This is a genomic window from Streptomyces sp. NPDC057877 (assembly GCF_042796855.1).
In the GTDB taxonomy this organism is placed as follows: Bacteria; Actinomycetota; Actinomycetes; order Streptomycetales; family Streptomycetaceae; genus Streptomyces.
Genome location: NZ_JBHVMS010000004.1, coordinates 681,160 through 704,564, shown reverse-complemented (window position 1 = coordinate 704,564; position 23,405 = coordinate 681,160). Strand labels below are relative to the sequence as shown.

Sequence of the window (23,405 nt, the reverse complement as noted above, 5' to 3'; positions counted from 1 at the left end):
GCGTCGTGGCTTGTCGCGCAGTTCCCCGCGCCCCCTAGGTGCGTCCATCCACAAGTCCCTGGAGCTGTTCCGGGCGTTCCTGCGAGAGCAGGACGATCCCCACGCCTGCTATTCCTTACTCGCCCGGTACTCGGTCGACCAGGTGGAGGAGTACGGCGGGTCCGTCGCCGGACGTACCGTCGTCGACGTCGGCGGGGGGAGCGGGTACTTCACCGAGGAGTTCCGGCGGCGGGGCGCGTGCGCCTACCTGTTCGAGCCGGACGGCCGGGAACTCGGGACGAAGCCCCCCTACGGCACGGTCATCGCGGACGGCTATCTGCTGCCGCTGCGCGACGGGGCCGCCGACGTCACCTTCTCCTCCAACGTGCTGGAGCACGTGGCCGACCCGCAGACGTTCCTGAGCGAGCTGGCGCGGGTCACCCGGCCCGGCGGGCTGATCTACGTGTCGTTCACCAACTGGCTGTCCCCGTGGGGCGGTCACGAATGGTCGCCGTGGCACTACCTCGGCGCCGAACGGGCCCGCGCCCGCTACCGGCGCCGTACCGGGCGGCCCGCCAAGCACACCCTCGGCGAGAACCTGTTCGCCGTGCACATCGGCCCCACCCTGCGGCAGGTGCGCGCCCGCGACGACGTGACGGTCGTGGTGGCGCGCTCCCGCTACTGGCCGTTCCTCGCGGAGACGATCGTGCGCGTCCCCGTCCTGCGTGAGCTGGCCACCTGGAACCTCCTCCTCGTCCTCCGGCGGTGTCACCGATGACCACCACGGTCCAGGCCCCTCCTCCCGCGGCCGTCCCCACCCCCGCGCCCGCTCCCGGCCCGCAGGGGGAACCGCGGTCGCGGGGCTGGCTGCTGGGGTTCTGGGCCGTGGTGTTCACGCTGTTCCTGGCGGTGCGCCCGGGACGGCAGACCTTCGACACCAAGCTGGGTGTCACCGTCGACCCGGACCGGTTCTACGCCGACCTGGGGCAGCTGTGGCACGACCAGAGCGGGTTCGGCGGCATCCAGGACCAGTACGTCGGCTACCTGTGGCCGATGCTGCCGTTCCACTGGGTGTGCCGGACGGTCGACGTGCCGGTGTGGCTGGCGGAGCGGCTGTGGATGTCGCTGGTCGTCACCACCGCCTTCTGGGGCGCGCTGCGGCTCGCCGAGCGGCTGCGCGTCGGCAACGGCGCCTCCCGCCTGCTCGCCGCCGTCGCCTACGCCCTGTGGCCGGTGTTCACCACCGTCGTCGGCTCGACGTCGGCCGCCGCGCTGCCCGGCGCCGTGCTGCCCTGGGTGCTGCTGCCGCTGACCGACGAGCGCTACAGCGCCCGGGTCGCCGCGCTGCGCTCGGCGCTGCTCGTGCCGTTCATGGGCGGCGTCAACGCGGCGTCCACACTGGCGTCCCTGCTCCCCGTGGGGCTGTATCTGCTGACCCGGCCGCCCGGTCCCCGGCAGCGCAAGCTGATCGCCTGGTGGGTGCCCGGTGTGCTGGTGGCGACGGCGTGGTGGTGGATCCCGCTGCTGCTGCTCGGCGCGTACGGGGAGAACTTCCTGCCGTACATCGAGAGTTCCGAGACCACGACCGCGACCATGTCGGCCACGGAGGCGCTGCGCGGCGCCGGGAACTGGGTGGCGTATCTGCACTTCGGCGAGGCGTGGCTGCCCGCCGGGTGGACGGTGGCCTCGTCGGTGCTGGTGATCGTCTGCTCGGCGCTCGCGGCCGGGCTGGGGCTGGCCGGGCTGGCCCGGCGTGACCTGCCGGAGCGGCGCTGGCTGGTGCTGACGGTGCTGGTGGCGGTGCTGGTGCTGCTCGCCGGGTACGGCGGCGGGTTCGGAGCGCCCTTCCACGGGACCGTGCGGGAGTGGCTGGACGGCTGGCTGGCGCCGTTCCGGAACATCTACAAGTTCCAGACGGGCCTCGCGCTGGCGCTGGTCCTCGGCCTCGCCCATCTGGTGGGCGTGGCGGTGCGGGAGCGGGGGGCGCGCCGGGTGCGCGGGCGGCGGTTCGTGCCGCTGGTGGCGGCGGTGCTGATCCTGCCGGGGCTGGTGTGGCCGTATCTCAACGGGTCGCTCCTGAACCCGGGTTCCTTCCGGGAGATCCCCAAGTACTGGCACGCCACGGCCGACTGGCTGGAGCGGTACTCCCCCGATTCCCGCGCGCTGGTGGTGCCCGCGACCGCGCACGGCATCTACACCTGGGGCTCCCCCATCGACCAGCCCCTGGACGTGACCGCGGACTCCCGCTGGGCGCAGCGCGACTACGTGCCCTTCGGCACCCCCGGCAACCGCCGGGCCATGGACGCGGTGGAGCAGGCGCTGCTGAGCGGGGGCCGGGTGCCGGGCCTGCCGGACTACCTGGGCCGGGCGGGCATCCACTACGTCGTCGTCCGCAACGACCTCGACCCCGACCAGATCGGCTACACCCCGACCGCGACCGTGAAGCGGACGCTGGAGGAGTCCGGGTACGAGCGGGTGACCGGGCTCGGTCCGCTGATGACCGGCGGGCGGATCGCCGACGACACCCCGCTCCAGGTCGAGGGCCTGTACCCGCGGCAGCGGGCGGTGGAGATCTACCGACCGGCCGACGCGGACGTGCCCCGCCCCGGCCAGGCGGGCCTCGCCCCGGTCGCCGACACGGCGGTGGTCTCCGGCGGCCCCGAGGCGCTGCTGCCGCTCGCCACCGAACTGCGCGGCCGTCCGACCGTGCTGACCGGCGACCACCACCCCGGCATCGGCTCACCGCCGCTCCAGGTGACCGGCGACGGCCTGCGCCGCGCGGACACCCGCTTCGGCCTGATCAACGCGGGCACCTCGTACCCGTACACCCGCGACGAACGCAACGCGCCCGACGGCTACCAGGACGCGGGCGAGAAGCCGCACCAGATCCTCCCGGTGACCGGCCTCGACCACCAGACGGTGGCCGAGCTGCGCGGCGCCCGCGCGGTGACCGCCTCCTCCTACGGGCACTGGCTGTTCCACCTGCCGCAGTACGACCCGGTGAACGCCTTCGACGGCGACCCGGCGACCGTGTGGACGGAGGGCTCGCCGGGCGGGCCGGACGGGCAGTGGCTGCGGATCGGGTTCTCCGACGCGTACGACATGCCGTCGTCGTTCGAGGTGACGCCGCTGCCGCAGGACAGTGTGCGGGCGGCGCCCACGCGGGTGCGGGTGGAGACGGAGAACGGGCGTACCACCAGCTTCCTCCAGCCGGACGGCATGACCCAGCGCATCAAGGCCCCGCCCGGCGACACGGACTGGATGCGGCTGACGATCGTCGACTCCGTCGAGCGCCGCCCCGGTCTGCTGGGCGCGGGGTTCGCCGAGATCGAGCTGCCGGACGTGCGGGTGACGCGGATGCTGCGGCTGCCGACGGACGCGGGGCGAAGTGGCGCCTCTTCGCAGATCGTCTCGCTGCACCGCGCCGCCGACCCCACCGGCATGTCCCCGACCGGCACCGAGGCGGGGCTGCACCGCCGGTTCGCCACGAACGCCTCCGGCGACCACGAGGTGCGGGTGAGCGCGGTGCCGGTGCCGGGCGAGGCGCTCGACCGGCTGCTGTACGAGGTGGCCCCCGAGCAGCGCGCCCGGATCACCGCCACCGCGGACTCCACGGCCCCGCTCGGCACCGGGCTGTCCGCGCGCAACCTCACCGACGGCGATCTGACCACCGCGTGGATCGCGGGCGACCGGCCCACGCTCCATCTGCGCTGGCCGGACAAGCGGCCGGTGGACCAGGTGGTGCTGGCGGCGGCGGGCGGCCTGTCGGCACGGCCCGCGCAGGTGCGCGTCAGCTCCCCGGACGGCGCGGCGACCGCCGCCGTCGACGAGAACGGCTGGGCCCGCTTCGAGGCGATCACCACCGACCGCCTCGACATCACCGTCACCGAGACGGCCCCGCTGACCCTGCACAACCCGGTCGTCGACGAGGAACTCCAGCTGCCCGTGGGCCTGACGGAGGCGTACATCCCGGCCCTCGACGAGTACCGCACCCCACAGCCGCGCGGCTCCCGCGCGTTCACGCTGCCGTGCGGTGCGGGACCGGTGCTGGCGATCGACGGCGAGCTGTACGAGACGGGGGTACGGGGCACGGTGGCGGACCTGGTGGAACGGCGGCCGGTGGAGGTACGGCTGTGCCAGGAGGGCCGCGTGGACCGGGAGCTGTCCCTCGGCTCCGGCACGCACCGGGTCGAGGCGGGCGACGCGGGGCCGCTGACCGTCACACACGTGACCCTCACCCGGGGCACGGTCGCCGAACCCCTCGCCGCCGACCGCGAGTTGGAGGTGCGGGACTGGCTCGGCGACCGCCGCGAGGTGACGGTCGGCCCGGGGGCGGCGACGTACCTGACGACGTACCAGAACCACAACGACGGCTGGCGGGCCACCCTGGGCGGCACCGAACTGACCCCGGTCCGCCTGGACGGCTGGCAGCAGGGCTGGCTGGTCCCGGCCGGGGAGGGCGGCACGGTGCGGCTGACGTATGAACCCGCGGCCACTTACGAGGCCGGGCTGATCGGCAGCGGTGCCGGGATCGCGGTCCTGCTGGCCCTGGTCCTGTGGCGCCGCGACGCCGCCAACCCGGACGCGCCGCAGCCGGTGCCGCCCCCGCCCGGCCTGTGGCTGGGCACGGTGGCGCTGACGCTGGTCGGGGTCGTGATCGCCGGGTGGTTCGCGCTCCTGGTCCCGGCGCTGGCGGTACTGGCGTTTTGGCGGCACGCGGTGCTGGTGCCGCTGGCCTTCCTGGCACTGGCGGTGGCGGGGGTCGCGGCGGCCACGGGCGCCGGGGAGCCGGTGGCGGCGGGGGCGGGGGCGTTCGGGCGGGTGGCTCACCTGTTGGCGTTGGCGGGGCTGTTCGCGGGGCTGGTGAGTGTGCGGGAGGTGGGACGGGGGGAGGGGCCCACGGCTGTGCTGCCGCCCGTGGCGCCGGAGGCGCCGACCCAGCCGCCGCCAGCCGCACGACGGGGCGAGGACACGTGACCGCGGTGGCGCGTCCGGCGCGGGACGGCGCCGGTGGGCGGCCCGCGCGGGTGCCGTTCCCGGTGGTGGACGAGGTGTCCCGGCACTGTCTGCGGGCGGCGGAGCCGGAGACCGTGCACATCGAGATCCATCTGCCGGGCCGCCTGGACCCCGACCGGCTGCGCACGGCGTTCACCGAGGCCCTGCGCCGTCACCCCCGGGTCCTGATGCGGGAGGCACCCCGCCCCTGGTACGGGCGCCGCTACGAGTGGGAGCTGACGGACGGCCCGGACGTGCCGGTGGTCAGTGTCCGGCCGCCCTCCCACACCGCGCTGCGGGACGCGCGCACCCGGGCGCTCACCGAGGCACCGCCCCTGACCAAGTCACCGCCGGTACGCCTTGAGGTGGTGCCCGGGACGGGGACCGTGCTGGTCCTCACCATCAACCACACCGCGCTGGACGGCCCGGCGTGCCTGCGGGTGATGGCCACGGCCGCCGAGTTGTACGGGGGCCGGGACAACTCCCCCGCCTCACCTCCCGCCCGTCCTCCGGAGGCCGCGGGGCAACGCCCGCCCCTCGACGCCCCCTCCCACTGGTCGCCGCCCGCCCGCATCGCCCCCGGCCGCCCCGACCGCTCCCCCGGCAACGGCATGCTGGTGGCCGAACTCGCCCTCCCGCACCGGTCCAAGGGCTCCCCGTACACGGTGAACGACCAGCTGATGGTCGCCACCGCCCGGACCGTCGCCCACTGGAACCGGGAGCACGGCGCCCGCGCCCGCCCCCTGCGCATCACCATGCCGGTGGACGACCGCCCCCGGGACGCGGGAATGCCGATCGGCAACGGGACGCGGCTGGTGGAAGTCACCTTCACGGTGGCCGAGTTGGCGCTGCCCACCACGGAGTTGCTGCGCACCACCGCCGCCCGCACCCGCGCCCTGAAGGCCCTGCCCCGCCCCCAACTCGGCCATGGCGCCGCCCTGCTGACCGCGCCCGTGGTGCCGGTCGCCTGGCGGGCGGCGGTGACGCGGGGCCTGCGCCGGGCGGCGGCGCCGTGGACGTCGACCACGCTGCTCAGCAACATCGGCCGCGTCCCGTACCCGCTGGACTTCGGCGGGGAGGCGGGCCGGGCGCAGGCGGTGTGGTTCTCGGCGCCCGCGCGGATGCCGCGCGGGCTCACGGTCACCACGGCCTCCACGGCGGGCCGTCTGCACCTGGCGCTGCGCTGGTCGCGCGGCCTGCTCGGCCCCGGCGACGGCGCCCACCTCAGGGACCTGTTCGAGCACCACCTCCACCAGACGGAGGCGGACACGACGCCGGATGAGCCGACTCCGGTTAACACGACGCCGGATGAGCCGACTCCAGATGAGCCGACTCCGGATGAGGCGACTCCGGATGAGGCGACTCCGGATGACACGACGGAGGCGCCGCGATGACGACCACCACCGCACCACCCGGGGGCGACCTGCGTGACTTCTACGAGAACCCCGCCGTGCCCGTCGCCTCCGGCGCCCCCCGCAGCCTGCGCCAGGCCCGGCTGCTGGCCGCCGCGCTCGGCCCGGCGTCGGCCGACGGCCCGTGCACGGTCCTCGACGTCGGCTGCGGCGACGGCACCGCGGCGGCCACCGCCGCCCCGCTGCTCGCCGGGCACCGGCTCGTCGGCGTGGACTGGTCGCAGGACGCGCTGACCCGCGCGCGCACCAGGCTGCCGTACGCGGTGCGCGGGGAACTGACCGGCGGTGGGCTGCCGTTCGCCTCGGAGTCGGTGGACGCGGTGCTGTTCAGCGAGGTGATCGAGCACCTGACCGACCCGGACGCCGCCCTCGACGAGATCCGCCGCGTCCTGCGCCCACACGGCCACCTGATGCTGTCCACCCCGAACCTGGCGGCCTGGTACAACCGCGCCCTGCTGCTGGCGGGAGTGCAGCCCGTCTTCTCGGAGGTCAGCCTGCGCGCGATCCACGGCCGCCCGGGCCGGGAGGTGGTCGGCCACCTGCGCCTCTACACCGCCCGCGCGCTCAGGGAGTTCGTGTCGGCGGCGGGCTTTCGGGTGGTACGGCTGACAGGGGCCCCCTTCCACGGCGTACCGCGCCCGCTGCGCCCGCTCGACCGGCTGGCCTGCGCCAGGGCCCCGCTCGCCTCGATCCTGCTGCTGCACGCCCGCAGGACGTGAGCCATGTGGTGGGGAGTGGCCGCGGCCCTGCTGGCGAACGTCCTCTACAGCAGCGGGTTCGTCCTGGAGAAGCGGGCGCTCGGGGCGCTGCCCGAGGTGACGGTGCGCGAGCCGCTGCGGCTGCTGCGCCTGGTCGTGGGCAGCCCGCTGTGGCTGGCCGGTTCGCTCGCCCTGGTCTCCGGCTTCGCCGCCCAGCTCGTCGTCTACCGCACCCTGCCGATCGCCGCCGCGCAGGGCATCTTCGTCTCCGGTCTGGTGCTGCTGGTACTGCTGTCCGCCCGGCTCCTGGGCGAGGAGACCAGCGGGCGCGAACGGTACGCGCTCGCCGCGATCCTCGCCGCGCTGCTGATGGTGGTGCTCTCGCTGGACGCGTCCGGCGACACCGTCAGCCAGGCGGCCCCCTACCCGCTGATCCTGCTGCTGTGCGTGCCGTCCCTGGCGGGCGGCGTGTGGATGTACCGCGCCGCCGAACGCCGGGCCCTGCGCCGCCACCGGCTGCCGACGACCGGCATCGAGTACGGGGTGGCGGTCGGCCTGCTCTACGGGGTCAGCTCGCTCGCCATCAAGGGCGTCTCCGGCTACTGGACGGCGGACGACCCGGGCGGTGCCCTGCTCGGCGTGGCCCGCTCCCCGTACCCGTACCTGCTCCTCTTCACCGGCGCGTTCGGCCTGGTCATGTCGCAGGCGGCGCTGCAACGCTGCCGGGCCTCGCTGATCGTGCCGGTGTGCACGACGGTGACCTGCCTCTACACCGCCGTACTCGGCACGCTCTCGTTCGGCGAGGCGCTGCCCGGCGACCCGTTGCGGCTGGCGCTGCGGGTGGCGGGCACGGCGCTGGCGGTCGGCGTGCTCCTCGGCATGCCGAAGCACGACGCCGCGCCCGCGCGTGCACGGGCCGCGCAACCCAAGGAGTTGACCCCATGACACCCACTCCCCCGTCGTCCGGCCCGCCCCTGAAGCCCGACGACCCCCTCCTGAGGATCCTGGCGTGCCCGCTGGACAAGGGCCCGCTGCACCTGCTGCCCTCGGCGGAGGCCCTCTACAACCCGCGGCTGCGTCGCCGTTACCCGATCGTCGACGGCATCCCGCAACTGCTTCCGTCCTCCGGGGAGCCGGTCTCGGCCGACGAACACGAGGAACTCCTCGCCCTCCTCAAGCGGACGGCCCCATGACGACGCTCGCGGCCCGTATGGCGCCGCTGCTCCCGCCCCGCCTGGTGGCCGCGGCGGCCCGTGCCGTCTACCCCCGCTTCGAGCCGGAGCTGGCCCGGATCGCCGACCTGTGCCCGCCGGGCTGCGGCACGGCGGTGGACGTGGGCGGCTGGTACGGGCCGTGGACGCGCCGTCTGGCGTTCCGTTCCCGGCGCGTGGTGACGATCGAACCCGTCCCCCACCTGGCCCGCCTCCTGACCGCCACCACCCCGCCGAACGTCCGTGTCGTCCAGGCCGCGGCGGCCGACCGCCCCGGCACCGCCCGCCTGTGGCTGCCGCCCCGCGACACCGGCATGCGCGGTGTGTCCTCCCTGGTCCGCCGTGACATCCACGCCCACGCGGTGGACGTGCGCCTGATCGCGCTGGACGACCTGGGTCTGCGGGAGGTCGGCTTCATCAAGATCGACGTGGACGGCAGCGAGCTGGCGGTGCTGCGCGGGGCGACGGCGCTGCTGGCCCGGGACCGGCCGTCGCTGTTCGTGGAGCTGGAGTCCCGCATCCAGCCGATCGCGCCGGTGGTGACGTATCTGGGTCTGCTGGGCTATGCGGGGTGGGTGCTCCCGACGGACACCTGGGTGCCGCTGTCCGCCTTCCCGCTGGAGGTCCACCAGGCGGCGACGGCCCATGTGGCCGGGCACGGCCTGGTCCGCCGCGTCCTGCCCTTCCGCACGGGCGGTCCCCGTTACGTCAACTCGGTCCTCTTCCTCCCGGACGGCCACCGCCCGTACGGCGCCCCGATGCACGACGATGGTCTCCATGCCACCGCCCGGTCCGAGCGCGAACCGCCCCCGTAGCCCGTTCACCCCGCTGGACTTCCAGCTGGTCCTGCTCCGCCGTATGGCCGACCACAACCCGGACCTGGTGGCGGCGGCCCGCCGGGAGCTGGGCGCGTCGATCACGGACATGCGCGAGGCCAACAAGCGTTGGCAGGCGATGCTCCGCTCCCCGCACGCCCGCGCCGCCGCGACCCGCTACCGCTCGGTCCTCGGCGCCCCGGAGTCCACCACCCCGCGCCGCATCGGCGACCTGGACTGCGAGGCCCTGCGGTGGCCGGTCCCGCTCTGGCCGGACCTGCGCTTCGAGGTGCTGCTGGCCCCGCACGGGGCGCTGTGGAACGAGTGGCTGGTCCGCGCACCCGACGCCCGGCCCCCCGCCCTCCGGACGGTGGACGACCTCACCCCGTGGTCCTGCACGGTCGACGAGGCCGCCCGCGCCTTCGCCCCCGCCCGCCCGCTGGAGGGCACCGCGCCCACCCGCTGGGGGCTGGCGTTCACGGCACCGGACGGGCAGGGGGTACGGCGGCGGGTGGTCGCGGAGTTCACCTGGGGCCTGCTCCAGCGGACCGCGATCACCGGCCCGGAAGACGCGCCCGGCCACCGGTGAGGGTGACGTGCAGGCCGCTGTCGTCGACGTCGAGGGCGGTGGCCTTCATGCCCAACGGGTAGGCGCGGTCCTCCCGCTGGCCGAGGGTGTCCTGGAACCGTTCGACGAGGGCGGCGGGCGCGGGCCTGCCGAACACGCTCACCTCGTCGACGTGCAGGACGACGCGCCCGTCCTCGACGCGCGGGCGCAGGGTGACCTCGCCGAGGCCGCCGTTGAGGACGAGCCCCACGGTGTCGGCCTCCGCGTCGGTCCGGACGCCCGAGACCTCCAGCCGGGCGCGGGCCCCGCCCTGACCACCGGACGCACCGGCCAGGCTCTGGAGCGCGGCGGGCGGTACCCCGACGTCCGCCTCGGTCCGGGCGACGGTGCCGGAGCCGCCACGCAGTCGGACGTCGTACAGGCGGGCCTCCACTTGGACGCCTTCGATGCGGCCGAGGGTGGCGTCGTCGCTGCTGACGGTCACCGCGTCCAGGCGCCGGTCGTACAGGGCCAGCAGCATCGGGCCGCCGTCGATGTCGACGTCCGCGTCCTCGCCGAGCCTCCGGCCGACGGCGTCCTCGATCCGTCCGCCGACCAGGGCGCGGGCGGCGAGTTCGGCGACGGTGCCGGTGAGCAGGAGCCCGGCGACGAGCAGGGCGGCGGCGAACCGGCGGCGACGTGGCAGCAGGCGCCTCATGCAGGCCCCTCGGCGTCGAAGCGGGGCAGTACCCGGTCCAGCCGCCGCGGCAGCCACCAGTTGGCGCGCCCCAGCAGGTACATGGTCGCGGGCACGAGCAGCAGCCGCACCACGGTGGCGTCGATGACGACGCTCACGCCCAGCCCGAGCGCCAGCATCTTGATCACCACGTTGGTGGAGAGCAGGAAGGCGAAGAAGACGCTGGTCATGATGAGCGCGGCACAGGTGATGACCCGCGCGGTGCCCGCCAGACCGACGGCGACGCTCAGCCGGTTGTCCTTGGTGTGCAGCCAGGCCTCCCGCACCCGGGACAGCAGGAACACCTCGTAGTCCATGGACAGCCCGAAGACGATGGCGAACATCATCATCGGCACGTACGACTCGACCGGCACGGGTTCGGGCACCCCGAACAGGGCGCCGCCCCAGCCCCATTGGAAGACGGCGACGACCACGCCGTACGCGGCGGCGATGGACAGCAGGTTCAGTACGGCGGCCTTGAGGGCGACGAGCAGGCTGCGGAAGACGACGAGCAGGAGCAGGAAGGCCGCCGCGACGACCACCGCGATGATCACGGGCAGCCGGTCCCGCACGACGTCGCGGAAGGTGAGTTGGGCGGCGGTGGTGCCGGTGACGTAGCTGCCGGGGAGGGCCTCGTCGCGCAGCCGGTCGAGGAGGTCGGAGGTGGCCTGGTCCTCGGGGCCGGTCTCGGGGGTGACGGTGGCGGTGAGCAGGGCCCCGTCGGCGGTGGCGACGGGCGTGGAGACATGGGCGACGCCGGGGGTGGCGGCGAGGGACTCGGCGAGGTCCCCCGCGTCGACGGGCCGCTCCGGGTCGACCTCCACGACGACGGTGAACTGCCCGTTCGTACCCGGCCCGTAGGCGTCGGAGACGAGGTCGTAGGCGCGGCGGTCGGTGTGGCTGGTGGGACCCGCGCCCGCGTCGACATGTCCGAGGCGCATGCTGGCCGCCGGAACGGCGAGCACGCCCAGCACGAGCACGCCCACGGCGAGGAACAGCCAGGGCCGACGGCCCACGACGGCGGCCCACCGGTGCCAGGTGTCCCCGGTCCCGTCGTCGGGTTCGTCGACCGGCGGCCGGACCCGCCACCGGTCGATACGGCGGCCGGTGAGGCCCAGCAGGGCGGGGGCCAGGGTCAGCGCCGCGACGGCGGCGACCAGGACGGTCACCGCGGCGGCGGCGCCGAGGGTGCCGATGAAGGTGACGCCGGAGGCGTACAGACCACCGAGCGCGATCGCCACGGTCACCGCGGCGACGATCACCGCCCGCCCGCTGGTGGCGACGGCCCGCCCGGCCGCCTCGGTGGGGTCGTCAAGCTCCCGCAGCAGCCGCCGGTACCGGGTGATCAGGAACAACGCGTAGTCGATCCCGACGCCGAGACCCATCATGACGGCGAGCGTCGGCGCGGCGGTACCGAAGTCGAACACCGCCGCGAGCAGCCCGAGCAGGGAGATCCCGGCCAGCAGCCCGACGAGCGCGGTGAGCAGCGGGAACCCGGCGGCGGCGACGCTCCCGAACCCCAGGAGCAGGACGAGTACGGCGGTGGAGATTCCGATGACCTCCGACAGATGGGCACCGGACTCGGGCCGGGCGAGCTGCCCGAGCGGCCCGTCGTACTCGACCTGGACGCCGTCGGCGCGCAGCCCGTCGACGGCGTCGTCGACCTGGTCGACGTACGACTTCTCGAACCCGTTCGGGTTCTCGCTGAACCGGACGGTGACGATCGCGGTGGAGCCGTCGGCGGAGACCGCGCCGGGTGTGCCGAACGGATCGGCGACGGAGATCACCTCGGGCAGCGCGCCCAGCTCGCCCACGGCCTCGTCGACGGCCTCCCGGTGGCTGACGAGCCGCCCGTCGCCGGTGTGCAGCACGATCTGCGAGGCCGTCCCGCGTACGCCGTCGGACCCGTGCTCGTCGAGCAGGTCGGCGCCGGTCTGCGCGGAGGTGCCGGGGAGGGCGAAGTCGTCCTCGTAGGTGCCGCCCCAGGCACGGTCGGCGGCGACGGCCGCGAGCGCGATCAGCAGCCATGTGCCGAGCACCCGCCAGGGGCGGCGGGCGCACCAGCGTCCGGTGCGGTGGAGGCGGCCGGGGCGGCGCGGGGGGCCGGGGGTGGCGGGGTCGATGGTGAGGCGTGAGGTGTCGGTCATGCGCACGTCGTTCCTGGTCGGTGGGTGGGTGTCCGGCGGCCAGGGTGGCGAAGGGGTGCGAGCGGAACGTTCGGCGAATGTTCGGGGAGTGTAAGGATGCCGGTCCGCCGAGGGCGGACGGCGACCGCGGCTCCGAACCGTGGCTAGCATCGGACGCATGCCGGAGAACAAGGGACTCGTCCTGATCGCGGAGGACGAACGGCACATCGCCGACCTCCAGCGGCGCTATCTGAGCCGGGAGGGCTTCGGCGTCCACGTCGAGGCGGACGGCACCGCGGCGCTGTCCGCGGCCCGACGGCTGCGTCCCGTGGCGATCGTGCTGGACATCGCCCTGCCGGGCATGGACGGCGTACAGGTGTGCCGCAGGCTGCGGGAGGACGGCGACTGGACGCCGGTGGTGTTCGTCACGGCCCGCGACGAGGTGGCGGACCGCATCCTGGGTCTGGAGCTGGGCGCCGACGACTACCTGACGAAGCCCTTCTCCCCGCACGAGCTGGTCGCCCGGCTGAAAAGCGTGCTGCGCCGCACGGCGGGCGCGGGCCAGCACCCCGTACGCCGTCTGGGACACCTGACGCTGGACACCGGCCGCCGCACCCTGCACGTCGACGGGGCGCCGGTGGAGCTGACGACGACGGAGTTCAACCTCCTGGCGTTCCTGATGCGCAACCCGGGCCAGGTCTTCTCCCGCGACCAGCTCCTGGCGCAGGTGTGGGGCTACGCGGACTACCGCGACACCCGCGTCATCGACGTCTACGTCTCCCAGCTGCGCGCCAAGCTGGGTGACGCGAGCCCGATCCGCACGGTGCGGGGTGTCGGGTACGGCGTGAACGACGGCCCCCGATGAGGGGCTCCCTCACGACGCACGTCATCCTCCTCACCACCACGGTCGCGGCCGTGGCCGTCCTGCTGACCGGCGGCTTCGCGTGGAAGGTCATCCGCTCGACGTCGGAGGCGCAGGAACGCGACCAGTTGGCGGCACAGGCCGAGGTGCTGTCCCGGACGCCACCGCTGGCGGCGGCGATGCTGGGCCGCCAGGAGCGCATCGCCGGACCGACCGGCACGGTACTGGCCCGGGTCCGGGCGTCCGGCGAGGTGGAGGGCCCGGCGGCGGGGGTGGTGGACGCGCGACGGCGGACGGCACTGCTGGCGGGTGACGACGTATCGGCGACGGCGACCTTGCACGGCCGTCACATGCTGGTGGAGGGCGTACCGACGTCGGGAGGCGGCGGCCTGGTGCTGGCCCAGCCGATGAGCACGGTGGACGAGGCGAGCGCGCGGATGCGCACCAGGCTGCTGCTCCCCCTGTCGCTGGGGCTGGTGGGTTCGGCCCTGGCCGGGGCGCTGCTGGCCCGCCGCCTGGCCCGTCCGCTCACCTCGGCCGCCGCCGTCGCCCACCGCCTGGCCGACGGCGCACGCGGCCTGCGTGTGGGCGCGGACGGCCCGGCGGAGGTCGTGGAGCTGGCGACCGCGCTGAACACCCTGGACGCGGCCCTGGCCCACAGCGAGAACAGACAGCGCGAGTTCCTGCTGTCCGTGTCCCACGAGATCCGCACCCCGCTGACGACGGTGCGGGGCTACGCGGAGGCGTTGGCGGACGAGGTGGTCACGGGCGAGGAGACCCCGGCGGTGGGCAGGATCCTGACCTCGGAGGTCGAGCGCCTGGAGACCTTCGTGGGCGACCTGCTGGCGCTGGCCCGCCTGGAGGCGGACGACTTCCGCCTGGAGCTGGCGCGGGTGGACCTGGACGCGCTGACGGCGCAACTGGCGGACGTGTGGACCCCCTTGTGCGCCCGCCACGAGGTCGACTTCCGAGTGGAGGGCCCGGCCCGGGCACTCCCCCTGATGACCGACGCCTTCCGCCTGCGCCAGCTCATCGACGGCCTGGTGGAGAACGCCCTGCGGGTCACCCCGGCGGGCCGCCCCTTGGTGGTGGCGGTGGCCCCGGCGGACGACGGCGGCGCCGTCCTCCAGGTCCGCGACGGCGGCCCCGGCCTCACCGACGCGGACGCGGCGGTCGCCTTCGAACGCGGCGCCCTGACCGCCCGCTACCGCGGCATCCGCCCCGTCGGCAGCGGCCTGGGCCTGACCATCGCGCACCGCCTGACGACCCGCCTGGGCGGGACGATCACGGCGCGGGGGCGGGCGCCGGAGGGGGGCGCGTGCTTCACGGTCCGGTTGCCTGGGGCTCCGCCGTGAGGGCGGTCTGCCCGGCAGACGCGACGGAGGCCTGGCCCGCATGGTCCGCATGGCCCGCATGGTTCGCTTGGTCCGCTTGGTCCGCTTGGTCCAGGCAGCAGCGGACGAAGTCCTGTACGACGGGATGGGCGTCGTCGGCGGGCGCCCAGGCGACGGCGACCCGACTGGGGCTGACGCCGCTGACGGGACGGTGGACGAGGCCGGGGCGGGCGTAGAAGCGGGCGGCGGACGCGGGGGCGAGGGCGATGCCGTAGCCGTTGGTGATGGCGCTGAGCCAGTCGTCCGGCTGGTCGGTGACGGCGCCGATGCGGACGGGGTGGCCGTCGCGTTCGTCGACGGCCAGCCAGTGGTCGCGCCACGAGCCCGTTTCCGGCGGGGCGGCCACGAACGGCTCGTCCCACAGCTCACGGAAGGCGATCAGCTCGCGGGTCGCCAGTGGGTGGGTCGCGGGAAGGGTGACCCACCGGGGCTCGGTGAACAGCACCGCGACGCGCAGCGCGTCCTGCCCGGGGAAGGGCAGCCGCAGCAGGGCGACGTCGACGTCCCCGTCCGCGAGTCCGGCGCTCGGATCGGCCCAGGTGGCCTGCCGCATGTCCGCCCGCCAGCCCGGTCGGCGCCGGGTGAACTCGGCGATGATGCGCGGGGTGGCCTCGTTGGCGGCACTGGCCAGGAAGCCGACCCGCAGCGCACGGGCCGCCCGGCTGGCCGCGCCCCTGGTCTCCCGCAGCGCCCGGTCCCAGTCGCCCAGCAGTCCGGGCACCCGCTCCGCCAGCGCCCGGCCCGCCTCGGTGAGGGCCATACCGCTGCGGGACCGGCTGAACAGGCGCACCCCGAGACGGGTCTCCAACTGCCTGATCTGCTTGGTGAGCGCGGGCTGGGACACGTACAGCCGTTCCGCGGCCCGGGTGAGGGTGCCCTCCTCGGCCACGGCGACGAAGTAGCGCAGCAGGCGGGTGTCCACATCCATGCCGTCAGGTTATGGGCACAGGTATTGGCGGCGGGCGAGCGGGCTCGGCAAGGCTGACCCGGACGCGGTCACAGCCGTAGCCGCAGCCGACTCCTCATCGAACGGGGCCGAATGTTCACCGCCTACGTGATCACCACCGTCCTCACCATCACGGCCAACGCCGGGATGGCCGTCGCTGACTTCACCAGGGCCAGGTTCGTCCTCGCCAACTCGGCCGAGGTCGGCGTACCCCGCTCCTGGCTCCCCTGGCTCGGTGCCCTCAAGACCGCGGGAGCCGCCGGACTCCTGCTGGGGCTGCTGGGCGCCGGGGCCATCGGCATGGCCGCGGCGACGGGGCTCGTCCTCTTCTACGTCGGCGCCGTCGCCGCGCACGTCCGGACCGGCGTCTACCACAACATCGCGTTCCCGGGCGGCTACCTCGCGCTGGCGGCCGGGTCCCTCGTCCTGGCCGCATACGCGAGTTGACCGCCTGTTAGCGTGCGCGGATGGAAGATCTGGGACTCGTACCCTGGCCACCCGAGCCGATCAGAACCGAACGGCTCGTGCTCCGCGAACCCGAGGCACGGGACCGGGCGACCTACATCGACCTGCTCACCTCCCCCGAGGTGCACACCTACCTCGGCGGCCCCCACCCCCGCGACGAACTCGAGCGCAAGACACCTGAGGTACCCGAGCAAAGACCCGGAAGCTTCGTCGTCTCTCTCGACGGGTCGATGATCGGCCTCATCCTCCTCAGGAGAGCAACCGACCACCGCCGCCCAGCCGCCACGGGCAAGGCCGACCTCGGCTACCTCTTCCTGCCCCGCGCCTGGGGCTCCGGCTACGCCACCGAGTCCTGCACGGCAGCCCTCGACTGGCTCGACGACACCCTCCCCGGCGAGCCGGTGGTCCTCACCACCCAGACCGCCAACACCAGCTCGATGCGGCTCGCGACGAAGCTGGGGTTCAGGGAGGTGGAGCGGTTCGAGGCGTGGGGGGCTGAGCAGTGGCTGGGGATGCGGGACCCGGTGCGGGGGTCCGGTTGAGGTCGTGGCGGAATCGACGGGAACATCCACCGCTCGGCGCGCGGACCGCGATGATGCGCGAACGGCACGCTGACGAGCCTGTGGTTCGAGCCTGAGCCCGGCCGCCTCCTGGCGGCGAGGGGATGCGTCGCATGCTCGTAAGCTCCCAGCGTGATTGAGACCATCGTGTTCGACATCGGCGAGACGATCACCCGCGACGACCGTTACTGGGCCTCGTGGGCCGACTGGCTGCATATCCCCCGGCACACTCTCTCCGCGCTGGTCGGTGCTGTCGTCGCTCAGGGGAAGGACAATGCCGAGGCCCTTCGGCTGCTACGTCCGGGCATTGACGTAGGAGCCGAGTACCGTGCCCGCGAGGCCGCAGGCCACGGCGAGCACCTCGACGAAGACGACCTGTACGACGATGTCCGCCTAGCCCTGTCCGCGCTACGGAACGCTGCCGTACGCGTCATCATCGCGGGCAATCAGACACCTCGCGCTGGTGAGTCGCTACGCCGTCTTGACCTCCCGGCGGATCTGATCGCGACCTCTGGGGAGTGGGGTGTCGCAAAGCCGCAGCCGGAGTTCTTCCGGCGAGTGCTGGACGTGGCGCAGGCCGCGCCGAGCGAGACGCTGTACGTCGGCGATCACCCGGCCAACGACGTCTTCCCAGCGGCGGCGGCCGGGCTGCGCACGGCGCACATCCGGCGTGGGCCCTGGGGGCACCTGTGGGCAGACGACCCGGACGTGGTCGCGACGGCGGACTGGCGGATCGACAGCCTCACTCAGCTCGCGGGGATCGCGACGGGGTGACTCGGAACGATCACGCCTCACCAGCCAGGTTCTCTGACCCTTCCTCTGCGCGTGGCGTACTGACACAAGTACGGTTCGGAGTGGACTCACCGAACTGGAGTCAGGATGCCCGCACTCAGGAGGGCCGGAGTAGGCTCGCGGATCGCGTACTACCGCAGCGTCATGCGCCCGAAGCTGACGCAGCAACAGCTTGCCGACGCGGCCACCGTTTCCCTGGGAACCATCCGCAAGATCGAGCGAGGCGAGCGTGGCCTCAGCGACTCCACGCTCGAAGCCATCGCGCAGGCTCTCGGAGTCGATCCCGCCTGCCTCGTGGCCGACCGAGGAAGCGCCCACACCCGAGTGCGTGAGGCGTTGCCTGCGCTCTCGGCCGCGCTCGCCACGTACGACGTCCCGGTCGACGGCCCGGTCCGCCCCCTCCATGTATTGCGCCATGCCGTCGCTGAGGCCATCCGCTGGCGCCTGGCGGCCCAGTACACCCGCATCGCCCGCAATCTGCCCGACCTGCTCACCGAACTCTCCCGCGCCTACCACACGACGACTGGCGCGGAGCGGTCAGAACTGGCAAGCCTGTTGGTGCGGGCCTACCGCTCAGCTGACGCCGTCGCTTACAAGTTCGGTGCCCACGACCTGTCCGCGCGCCTCATCGAACTCATGCGGTGGGCTGATTCCGAGGTTGGCGATCCTCTGCTGTCTGCGTCCGTCGCCTATGTGCGCACCGAGGTGTTCTTCGTAGCTCACTCCCATACGGCCGGACTTCGTGTCCTCGAACAGGCCTTGGACGCCGCACCCGCTCCCACCGCCGCACCGGAGATCGCGGCGACGGGCGCTCTGCACATGAGGGCCGCCGTCATCGCCGGGCGGGCGCGGGACGCCTCCGCAGCCGTCGCCCACCTGCGTGCGGCGAGCACCCTGGCCGACCAGGTCCCGGAAGGGGTCTACTGCGGTACGGCGTTCGGCCCCGACTCCGTGAAGACCCACGAAGTGTCCGTCGCCGTCAGCCTCGGGGACGAGCACGTTGGCCTGGCCCTCGATGTCGCCGACGAGTGGAAACCGCCCAAAGGCCTGCCTGCCGAACGGCGCTCCGGCTTCTACATCGAGGTCGCCCGCGCCCAGTTGTGGTCCGGCCTAGTGGACGATGCCTTCGAGTCACTGAAGGTCGCCCGGCACATCGCCCCTCAGCACACCCGAGAACACCCATGGGTGCGTGAGGACGCTGCGACACTGCGTCGCTTGAAGCGTGCCGATTCGGAGACGCTCACCAACTTCGCCGAGTGGTGCGCTGCCATCTGAGCAATGTCCTCGGGCTACCCCTCACTGGGGTACTTGTCGCTCCTTCCCGCCCTCACCATCTGTTGCACGCGTAGGAACCAGCAGATGGGAATCGGGGATGCCCAACGCACTCCCACCCGTGGCCAGGGTGATCGACGGGCGCACAAGCGTTGCCCGCATGCACGGTGAGGCAGGGGCGTGGTCAACCTGAGAGAGCAGGTCGACATGAGGAACGCTACAACCCGACCGCCTGAACTCACGGAGCGGAAGCAAATGCCAACCGACTACGAGCCACGCATCGGCGACACCGTCCAGGACAGGGCCGTCGGCAAGACCGGCAAGGTCATGGGCTTCCTCCGCCCCTACGTCCAACTGCGCCCCATCGGCGGAGGCGTCGAGTGGGACGCCCGGCCGGAAGACCTCACGCCGGTCCCCGTGGCTCAAGCCCTCAGCGAGGGAGTGTCGGCGGCCAACGCCCGATCCCGGGGTGAGCTGGCATGACCAGCCGCCGCACGACCGCCGAGACGGCCACGGACCGGTCCGCGGAGTGCGGGGCCGTTCTCGTCGACGGCTGCGTCAGCGCGTCGGTCGCGTCGGGCTGGCTGGTGTGGCTGGACTCTCGCATGGCCTTGACTCCCTTGGTGTGGTGGCTAGAGGAGCTTTCCGCGCGCCGCCGCACCGATCATGAGTACCGGTACGCAAAGAGGCCCGGTGCTCATGCCCAACTCGCCGCCGCCCCGAGCACCGCCTCCACCACCCTCGCCGTCGACCCCGGATGCAGCGACAGGAACAGATTCGGCTCCACCAGCTCCAGCTCCATCAGCCGCGGCTCCCCGTCCTCCCCGTCCACGAGGTCCACGCGCGCGTACGTCAACTGTTCCGCGCCACCGGGTACGGCGCCCAACGCCCGCCCCGCGACCGACAGTTCCGTTTCCGTCGGCTCCCAGGCCTCCAGCCCCGGATGCGCGACCTTCCGCTCGTCGTACGCCACCCCCGGCGCCAACACCGCCCTCTTCCGGCTGGCATGCAGCAGCCGCCCCCCGAAGAACTGCAACGCCCGCTCCCCGCGTGCGTCGATGCCCCACATGTACGGCTGCACCATCGCCGTGAACCCTTCGGCGTGCATGCGACGGATGTGCCGTACGGCGATGTCCCGCTCGCCGGGCGTGTAGCGGGCGGCGAACCGCGCCCCCGCCCCGGAGGTCGGCTTGACCACGAACTCCCCGTCAGAGGGCAGTTCGAGCACGTCTTCCCCAGGCGCCACATACCGCGTCGGCACCGTGGGCACCCCCGCCCCCGCCAGCTCCCCCAGGTACCGCTTGTCGGCGTTCCACCGCACCACACCCACCGGATTGACCAGCCGCGTCGCCTTCCCGCAGGCCTCGGCCCAGGTCAGGAACTCCTCCGCCCGCCAGCTGTAGTCCCAGGTCGACCGGATCAGCGCGAGGTCGAAGCCCTCCCACTCCACCCCCGGCTGATCCCACACCACGGCCCGCGCCTCCGCCCCGGCCGCCTCCAACGCCTCCACCAGCACCGGCAGATCCCGGTCCACACTGACGCGCGGGCCTGGCCGACAGGTGACGAGCGCTATGCGGGGGAAGGGCAGCGGCACGACGGGCTCCTCCTGGTAGAACGGATGATCGCCGGGGAGCGTAACAAGGGGGCTGCCCGCGACCCCGGCCAGGCCGAGCCGTCCGGCTCAGGCACGACCCGGCCCCCCTGGTGTAGGAACGGAGCAGCCGCCCCTCCCAGCGATCCCAAGGAGCACCCCCGTGTCCCCCCTCTTCCCGGCCCTCACCGACGCACCACCCGACCGCCCCGCCCTCCGCTTCGGCGACCGTTCCCTCACCTACGCGGAACTCGCCGCCGCCAGCGGAGCCGTCGCCGACCGGGTGCGGGCCGCTCGGCGGGTCGCCGTATGGGCGACGCCCACGTGGGAGACGGCCGTCGGGGTCGTGGGCGTGCTGCTCGCCGGGGCTGCTGCCGTGCCGCTGAACCCCAGGTCGGGGGAGAAGGAGCTGGGGCACATCGTCGGGGACAGCGCGCCGGAGCTGGTGCTCGCGGCGCCGGGGGAGGAACTGCCCGCCGTCCTCGCGGGCATCGACCGCGTCGACGTCACCCTCAGCGGCGACCCCAGCAGCAGCTTCGGGGAGCACTACGACGCCCTCGCCCCCGCCCTCGTCGTCTACACCTCCGGCACCACCGGCCCGCCCAAGGGCGCCGTCCTCCCCCGTCGTGCCCTCGCCGCCACCCTCGACGCCCTCGCCGACGCCTGGCAGTGGAGCGGTGAGGATGTCCTCGTACACGGGCTGCCCCTGTTCCATGTGCACGGGCTCGTTCTCGGCATCCTCGGTCCGCTGCGGCGGGGCGGGGCCGTGCGGCATCTCGGACGGTTCAGTACCGAGGGCGTGGCGCGGGAGCTGAACGACGGGGCGACCATGCTGTTCGGGGTGCCGACGATGTACCACCGGATCGCCGAAGCGCTTCCGGACGACCCCGCCCTCACCAAGGCCCTCACCCGCGCCCGTCTCCTCGTCTCCGGGTCCGCCGCGCTGCCCGTGCACGACCATGAGCGGATCGCCGCCGCGACCGGGCGCCGGGTCATCGAGCGGTACGGGATGACGGAGACGCTGATGAACACCAGCGTGCGGGCGGATGGAGAGGCGCGGCCGGGGACGGTCGGGGTGCCGCTGCCGGGGGTCGGGTTGCGGCTCGTGGAGGAGGACGGGGCGACGCCCGTCACCTCGTACGACGGGCAGACCGTCGGGGAGGTCCAGGTGCGGGGGGACAACCTCTTCACCGAGTACCTCAACCGGCCCGACGCCACCGCCGCCGCCTTCACTCCCGACGGCTGGTTCCGGACCGGTGACATGGCCGTGCGGGACCCGGACGGGTATGTGCGGATCGTCGGGCGGAAGGCCACCGATCTGATCAAGAGCGGGGGGTACAAGATCGGGGCTGGGGAGATCGAGAATGCCCTCCTCGAGCATCCTGCCGTGCGCGAGGCCGCCGTCACCGGGGAGCCCGATCCCGATCTCGGGGAGCGGATCGTCGCCTGGGTGGTGCCCAGCGATCCCCACGCGCCGCCCATGCTCGACGAGCTGGCCGAGCACGTCGCCCGGCGTCTCGCCCCGCACAAGCGGCCCCGCGTCCTGCACCACCTCGACGCCCTGCCCCGCAACGACATGGGGAAGATCCTCAAGCGGGCGCTGGCGGGTACGAATGGATGAGCCCCTGCGTCGTCGTCCGTCCGCCCGCGCGGTCCTCGCCCTTCTCACCGAGCCCGGGGACTTCGTACAACTGCCCGACACACCAGAGCGGTCCGTTCCCGACGGGCCCCTCTCCTGGCCCGGCTACGACGCCTCCCGCGCCCGTGCCGCCCACCGCACCGGCGAGGACGAGTCCGTCGTCTGCGGTACCGCCCCCATCGACGGCACCCCCGCCGTCCTCATCGCCTTCGAGTTCGGCTTCCTCGGCGGCTCCCTCGGCCAACGCACCGGCGACCGGCTGGAGTCGGCCTACGCCCACGCACGCGAACACCGGCTCCCCGTCGTCGCGCTCATCGCCACCGGCGGCAGCCGCATGCAGGAGGGCATGGTCGCCCTCAGCCAGTTGCAACGCGTCGCCCGGCAGTCCGCGCTCACCCGTGCCGCCGGGCTGCCGCAGATCGCCGTACTGCGCGATCCGACCACGGGCGGCGGCTGGGCCACCCTCGGCGCGGGCGCCGATGTCGTGCTCGCCCTGCCCGGCGCGCAGGTCGGTTTCGCGGGCTCCCGGGTGCGCCCGGCGGACGCGGACCCGGCGGCGTACACCGCCGAGGCGCAGGTCGCGGCGGGCGCCGCCGATGCCGTCGTACCGGCGGACCAGTTGCGCGACACCCTCGGGCAGTGGCTGCGGCTGCTCAGCGCGCCCTCCGCGGCGCCCGCGCCACCTCCCGCCCCGCTCGGCCGCACCGATCCCCCGGCGACCGGCTGGGACGCCGTACTCCGGGCCCGGCACCCGGACCGCCCCCGCGCTCCCCGCTACCTCGACGCCTACTTCACGCACCGCGTCACCGTCTCCGGCGACCGCTGCGGCGGCACCGACCCCACCGGGATGCTGTGCGGGTTCGGGCGCGGCGCGCACGACGGGCGGACCATCGCCTACGCCGCCCAGACCGGCACCGCCACCCGCCCCGCCGGTTACCGCACCGCCGCCCGGCTGATCCGGCTCGCGGACCGGCTGGGGATCCCGGTGCTGACCCTCGTGGACACGCCGGGCGCGGCGAACGACGCGGAGGCGGAGCGGCAGGGGGCGGGGGCCGCGATCGCGGAGGTGTTCGGGGCGGTGGCGACCGCGCGGACCCCGATCACCACCCTGGTGATCGGGGAGGGCGGCTCAGGGGGCGCGCTCGCGCTCGCCGCGCCCGGTAACACCTTCGCCACGCCCGACAGCTACTTCTCCGTCATCGCTCCCGAGCTGGCGGCGGCGATCCTGAAGCGGTCCGAGGGCGATACCGAGCTGACCGCCAATCAGCTCGGCGTCCGGCCTCAGGACCTCGCCCGGCTCGGCATCACGCGGCCCGACGCACCCCGTGGGCAGATCACCGACGCACCCCCGTGAGCCGGTCACCG

21 protein-coding genes are annotated in these 23,405 nt (G+C 73.8%); 17 read left to right on the top strand and 4 right to left on the bottom strand.

Annotation, left to right across the window (positions count from 1 at the left end):
• Nucleotides 1–10: 10 nt before the first annotated feature.
• Genes ACFVQG_RS14680 through ACFVQG_RS14645 form a run of 8 tightly spaced genes read left to right on the top strand, consistent with a single transcriptional unit; the run spans nt 11 to nt 9,699 of the window.
• Entirely contained in the window at nt 11–757 is a 747-nt protein-coding gene (locus ACFVQG_RS14680; RefSeq protein ID WP_383381497.1) for a class I SAM-dependent methyltransferase, read from the top strand.
• Nucleotides 754–4,956 carry an alpha-(1->3)-arabinofuranosyltransferase family protein gene (locus tag ACFVQG_RS14675; RefSeq protein WP_383381495.1) on the top strand — a complete coding sequence of 1,401 codons (4,203 nt, stop codon included), beginning with the start codon at nt 754–756 and terminating at the stop codon, nt 4,954–4,956. The genes ACFVQG_RS14680 and ACFVQG_RS14675 overlap by 4 nt, the downstream gene beginning before the upstream one ends.
• Entirely contained in the window at nt 4,953–6,368 is a 1,416-nt protein-coding gene (locus ACFVQG_RS14670; protein WP_383381492.1) for a condensation protein, read from the top strand. The genes ACFVQG_RS14675 and ACFVQG_RS14670 overlap by 4 nt, the downstream gene beginning before the upstream one ends.
• Nucleotides 6,365–7,105: a methyltransferase domain-containing protein gene (locus ACFVQG_RS14665; RefSeq protein WP_383381489.1), complete on the top strand. Its 741-nt coding sequence runs from the start codon at nt 6,365–6,367 to the stop codon at nt 7,103–7,105. The genes ACFVQG_RS14670 and ACFVQG_RS14665 overlap by 4 nt, the downstream gene beginning before the upstream one ends.
• Nucleotides 7,106–7,120: 15 nt before the next feature.
• A complete protein-coding gene (locus ACFVQG_RS14660; RefSeq protein WP_383381741.1) occupies nt 7,121–8,029 on the top strand; it encodes a hypothetical protein in 909 nt (302 codons plus the stop codon).
• Nucleotides 8,030–8,058: 29 nt separating this feature from the next.
• Entirely contained in the window at nt 8,059–8,277 is a 219-nt protein-coding gene (locus tag ACFVQG_RS14655; protein WP_383381738.1) for a Trm112 family protein, read from the top strand.
• A complete protein-coding gene (locus ACFVQG_RS14650; RefSeq protein ID WP_383381486.1) occupies nt 8,274–9,110 on the top strand; it encodes an FkbM family methyltransferase in 837 nt (278 codons plus the stop codon). Before ACFVQG_RS14655 ends, ACFVQG_RS14650 begins: the two co-directional genes overlap by 4 nt.
• On the top strand, nt 9,073–9,699 hold the full coding sequence (locus ACFVQG_RS14645) for a hypothetical protein (protein WP_383381483.1): 627 nt from the start codon (nt 9,073–9,075) through the stop codon (nt 9,697–9,699). The genes ACFVQG_RS14650 and ACFVQG_RS14645 overlap by 38 nt, the downstream gene beginning before the upstream one ends.
• Here the strand turns inward: ACFVQG_RS14645 and ACFVQG_RS14640 are convergent.
• Both ACFVQG_RS14640 and ACFVQG_RS14635 read right to left on the bottom strand, forming a co-directional pair.
• Complete coding sequence (locus ACFVQG_RS14640) at nt 9,665–10,375, bottom strand: DUF2993 domain-containing protein (RefSeq protein ID WP_383381480.1); 711 nt, start codon at nt 10,373–10,375, stop codon at nt 9,665–9,667. The genes ACFVQG_RS14645 and ACFVQG_RS14640 overlap by 35 nt on opposite strands.
• Nucleotides 10,372–12,540 carry an MMPL family transporter gene (locus tag ACFVQG_RS14635; protein ID WP_383381477.1) on the bottom strand — a complete coding sequence of 723 codons (2,169 nt, stop codon included), beginning with the start codon at nt 12,538–12,540 and terminating at the stop codon, nt 10,372–10,374. The genes ACFVQG_RS14640 and ACFVQG_RS14635 overlap by 4 nt, the downstream gene beginning before the upstream one ends.
• A gap of 157 nt (nt 12,541–12,697) precedes the next feature.
• On the opposite strand from ACFVQG_RS14635, the gene ACFVQG_RS14630 reads away from it, so the two are divergent.
• Together ACFVQG_RS14630 and ACFVQG_RS14625 are read left to right on the top strand one after the other, a co-directional pair.
• Nucleotides 12,698–13,384, top strand: a complete 687-nt coding sequence (locus tag ACFVQG_RS14630; RefSeq protein ID WP_383381474.1) for a response regulator transcription factor — start codon at nt 12,698–12,700, stop codon at nt 13,382–13,384.
• On the top strand, nt 13,381–14,736 hold the full coding sequence (locus ACFVQG_RS14625) for an ATP-binding protein (protein WP_383381471.1): 1,356 nt from the start codon (nt 13,381–13,383) through the stop codon (nt 14,734–14,736). Before ACFVQG_RS14630 ends, ACFVQG_RS14625 begins: the two co-directional genes overlap by 4 nt.
• Here ACFVQG_RS14625 and ACFVQG_RS14620 read toward each other — a convergent pair.
• Entirely contained in the window at nt 14,705–15,703 is a 999-nt protein-coding gene (locus ACFVQG_RS14620; RefSeq protein ID WP_383381468.1) for a LysR family transcriptional regulator, read from the bottom strand. The two genes, ACFVQG_RS14625 and ACFVQG_RS14620, sit on opposite strands and share 32 nt — an antisense overlap.
• A gap of 111 nt (nt 15,704–15,814) precedes the next feature.
• Here ACFVQG_RS14620 and ACFVQG_RS14615 point away from each other — a divergent pair, with 111 nt between their 5' ends.
• From ACFVQG_RS14615 to ACFVQG_RS14595, 5 genes are all read left to right on the top strand, one after another.
• Complete coding sequence (locus ACFVQG_RS14615; RefSeq protein WP_383381465.1) at nt 15,815–16,168, top strand: DoxX family protein; 354 nt, start codon at nt 15,815–15,817, stop codon at nt 16,166–16,168.
• Between the two features lie 20 nt (nt 16,169–16,188).
• A complete protein-coding gene (locus ACFVQG_RS14610) occupies nt 16,189–16,728 on the top strand; it encodes a GNAT family N-acetyltransferase (protein WP_383381462.1) in 540 nt (179 codons plus the stop codon).
• 150 nt (nt 16,729–16,878) lie between these two features.
• Nucleotides 16,879–17,520, top strand: a complete 642-nt coding sequence (locus ACFVQG_RS14605) for an HAD family hydrolase (protein WP_383381459.1) — start codon at nt 16,879–16,881, stop codon at nt 17,518–17,520.
• A 105-nt stretch (nt 17,521–17,625) separates the two neighbouring features.
• A complete protein-coding gene (locus tag ACFVQG_RS14600; protein ID WP_383381456.1) occupies nt 17,626–18,813 on the top strand; it encodes a helix-turn-helix domain-containing protein in 1,188 nt (395 codons plus the stop codon).
• Between the two features lie 252 nt (nt 18,814–19,065).
• Nucleotides 19,066–19,293, top strand: coding sequence for a hypothetical protein (locus ACFVQG_RS14595; protein WP_383381453.1), 228 nt, complete (start codon nt 19,066–19,068; stop codon nt 19,291–19,293).
• A 214-nt stretch (nt 19,294–19,507) separates the two neighbouring features.
• On the opposite strand, the gene ACFVQG_RS14590 is transcribed toward ACFVQG_RS14595, so the two are convergent.
• Nucleotides 19,508–20,404, bottom strand: a complete 897-nt coding sequence (locus tag ACFVQG_RS14590; protein WP_383381450.1) for a RimK family alpha-L-glutamate ligase — start codon at nt 20,402–20,404, stop codon at nt 19,508–19,510.
• Nucleotides 20,405–20,564: 160 nt separating this feature from the next.
• On the opposite strand from ACFVQG_RS14590, the gene ACFVQG_RS14585 reads away from it, so the two are divergent.
• Nucleotides 20,565–22,022, top strand: a complete 1,458-nt coding sequence (locus ACFVQG_RS14585) for an acyl-CoA synthetase (protein WP_383381448.1) — start codon at nt 20,565–20,567, stop codon at nt 22,020–22,022.
• Nucleotides 22,015–23,394: a carboxyl transferase domain-containing protein gene (locus tag ACFVQG_RS14580; RefSeq protein WP_383381446.1), complete on the top strand. Its 1,380-nt coding sequence runs from the start codon at nt 22,015–22,017 to the stop codon at nt 23,392–23,394. Before ACFVQG_RS14585 ends, ACFVQG_RS14580 begins: the two co-directional genes overlap by 8 nt.
• The last annotated feature ends 11 nt before the right edge of the window (nt 23,395–23,405 follow it).

Bases quoted from the DNA above. Each gene is read 5' to 3' on its own strand.
- ACFVQG_RS14650 (WP_383381486.1), top strand. From the start codon at position 8,274: ATGACGACGCTCGCGGCCCGTATGGCGCCGCTGCTCCCGCCCCGCCTG.
- ACFVQG_RS14615 (WP_383381465.1), top strand. From the start codon at position 15,815: ATGTTCACCGCCTACGTGATCACCACCGTCCTCACCATCACGGCCAAC.
- ACFVQG_RS14675 (WP_383381495.1), top strand. From the start codon at position 754: ATGACCACCACGGTCCAGGCCCCTCCTCCCGCGGCCGTCCCCACCCCC.
- ACFVQG_RS14625 (WP_383381471.1), top strand. From the start codon at position 13,381: ATGAGGGGCTCCCTCACGACGCACGTCATCCTCCTCACCACCACGGTC.
- ACFVQG_RS14630 (WP_383381474.1), top strand. From the start codon at position 12,698: ATGCCGGAGAACAAGGGACTCGTCCTGATCGCGGAGGACGAACGGCAC.
- ACFVQG_RS14595 (WP_383381453.1), top strand. From the start codon at position 19,066: ATGCCAACCGACTACGAGCCACGCATCGGCGACACCGTCCAGGACAGG.
- ACFVQG_RS14635 (WP_383381477.1), bottom strand. From the start codon at position 12,540: ATGACCGACACCTCACGCCTCACCATCGACCCCGCCACCCCCGGCCCC.
- ACFVQG_RS14665 (WP_383381489.1), top strand. From the start codon at position 6,365: ATGACGACCACCACCGCACCACCCGGGGGCGACCTGCGTGACTTCTAC.
- ACFVQG_RS14620 (WP_383381468.1), bottom strand. From the start codon at position 15,703: ATGGATGTGGACACCCGCCTGCTGCGCTACTTCGTCGCCGTGGCCGAG.
- ACFVQG_RS14640 (WP_383381480.1), bottom strand. From the start codon at position 10,375: ATGAGGCGCCTGCTGCCACGTCGCCGCCGGTTCGCCGCCGCCCTGCTC.
- ACFVQG_RS14645 (WP_383381483.1), top strand. From the start codon at position 9,073: ATGCCACCGCCCGGTCCGAGCGCGAACCGCCCCCGTAGCCCGTTCACC.
- ACFVQG_RS14580 (WP_383381446.1), top strand. From the start codon at position 22,015: ATGGATGAGCCCCTGCGTCGTCGTCCGTCCGCCCGCGCGGTCCTCGCC.
- ACFVQG_RS14610 (WP_383381462.1), top strand. From the start codon at position 16,189: ATGGAAGATCTGGGACTCGTACCCTGGCCACCCGAGCCGATCAGAACC.
- ACFVQG_RS14600 (WP_383381456.1), top strand. From the start codon at position 17,626: ATGCCCGCACTCAGGAGGGCCGGAGTAGGCTCGCGGATCGCGTACTAC.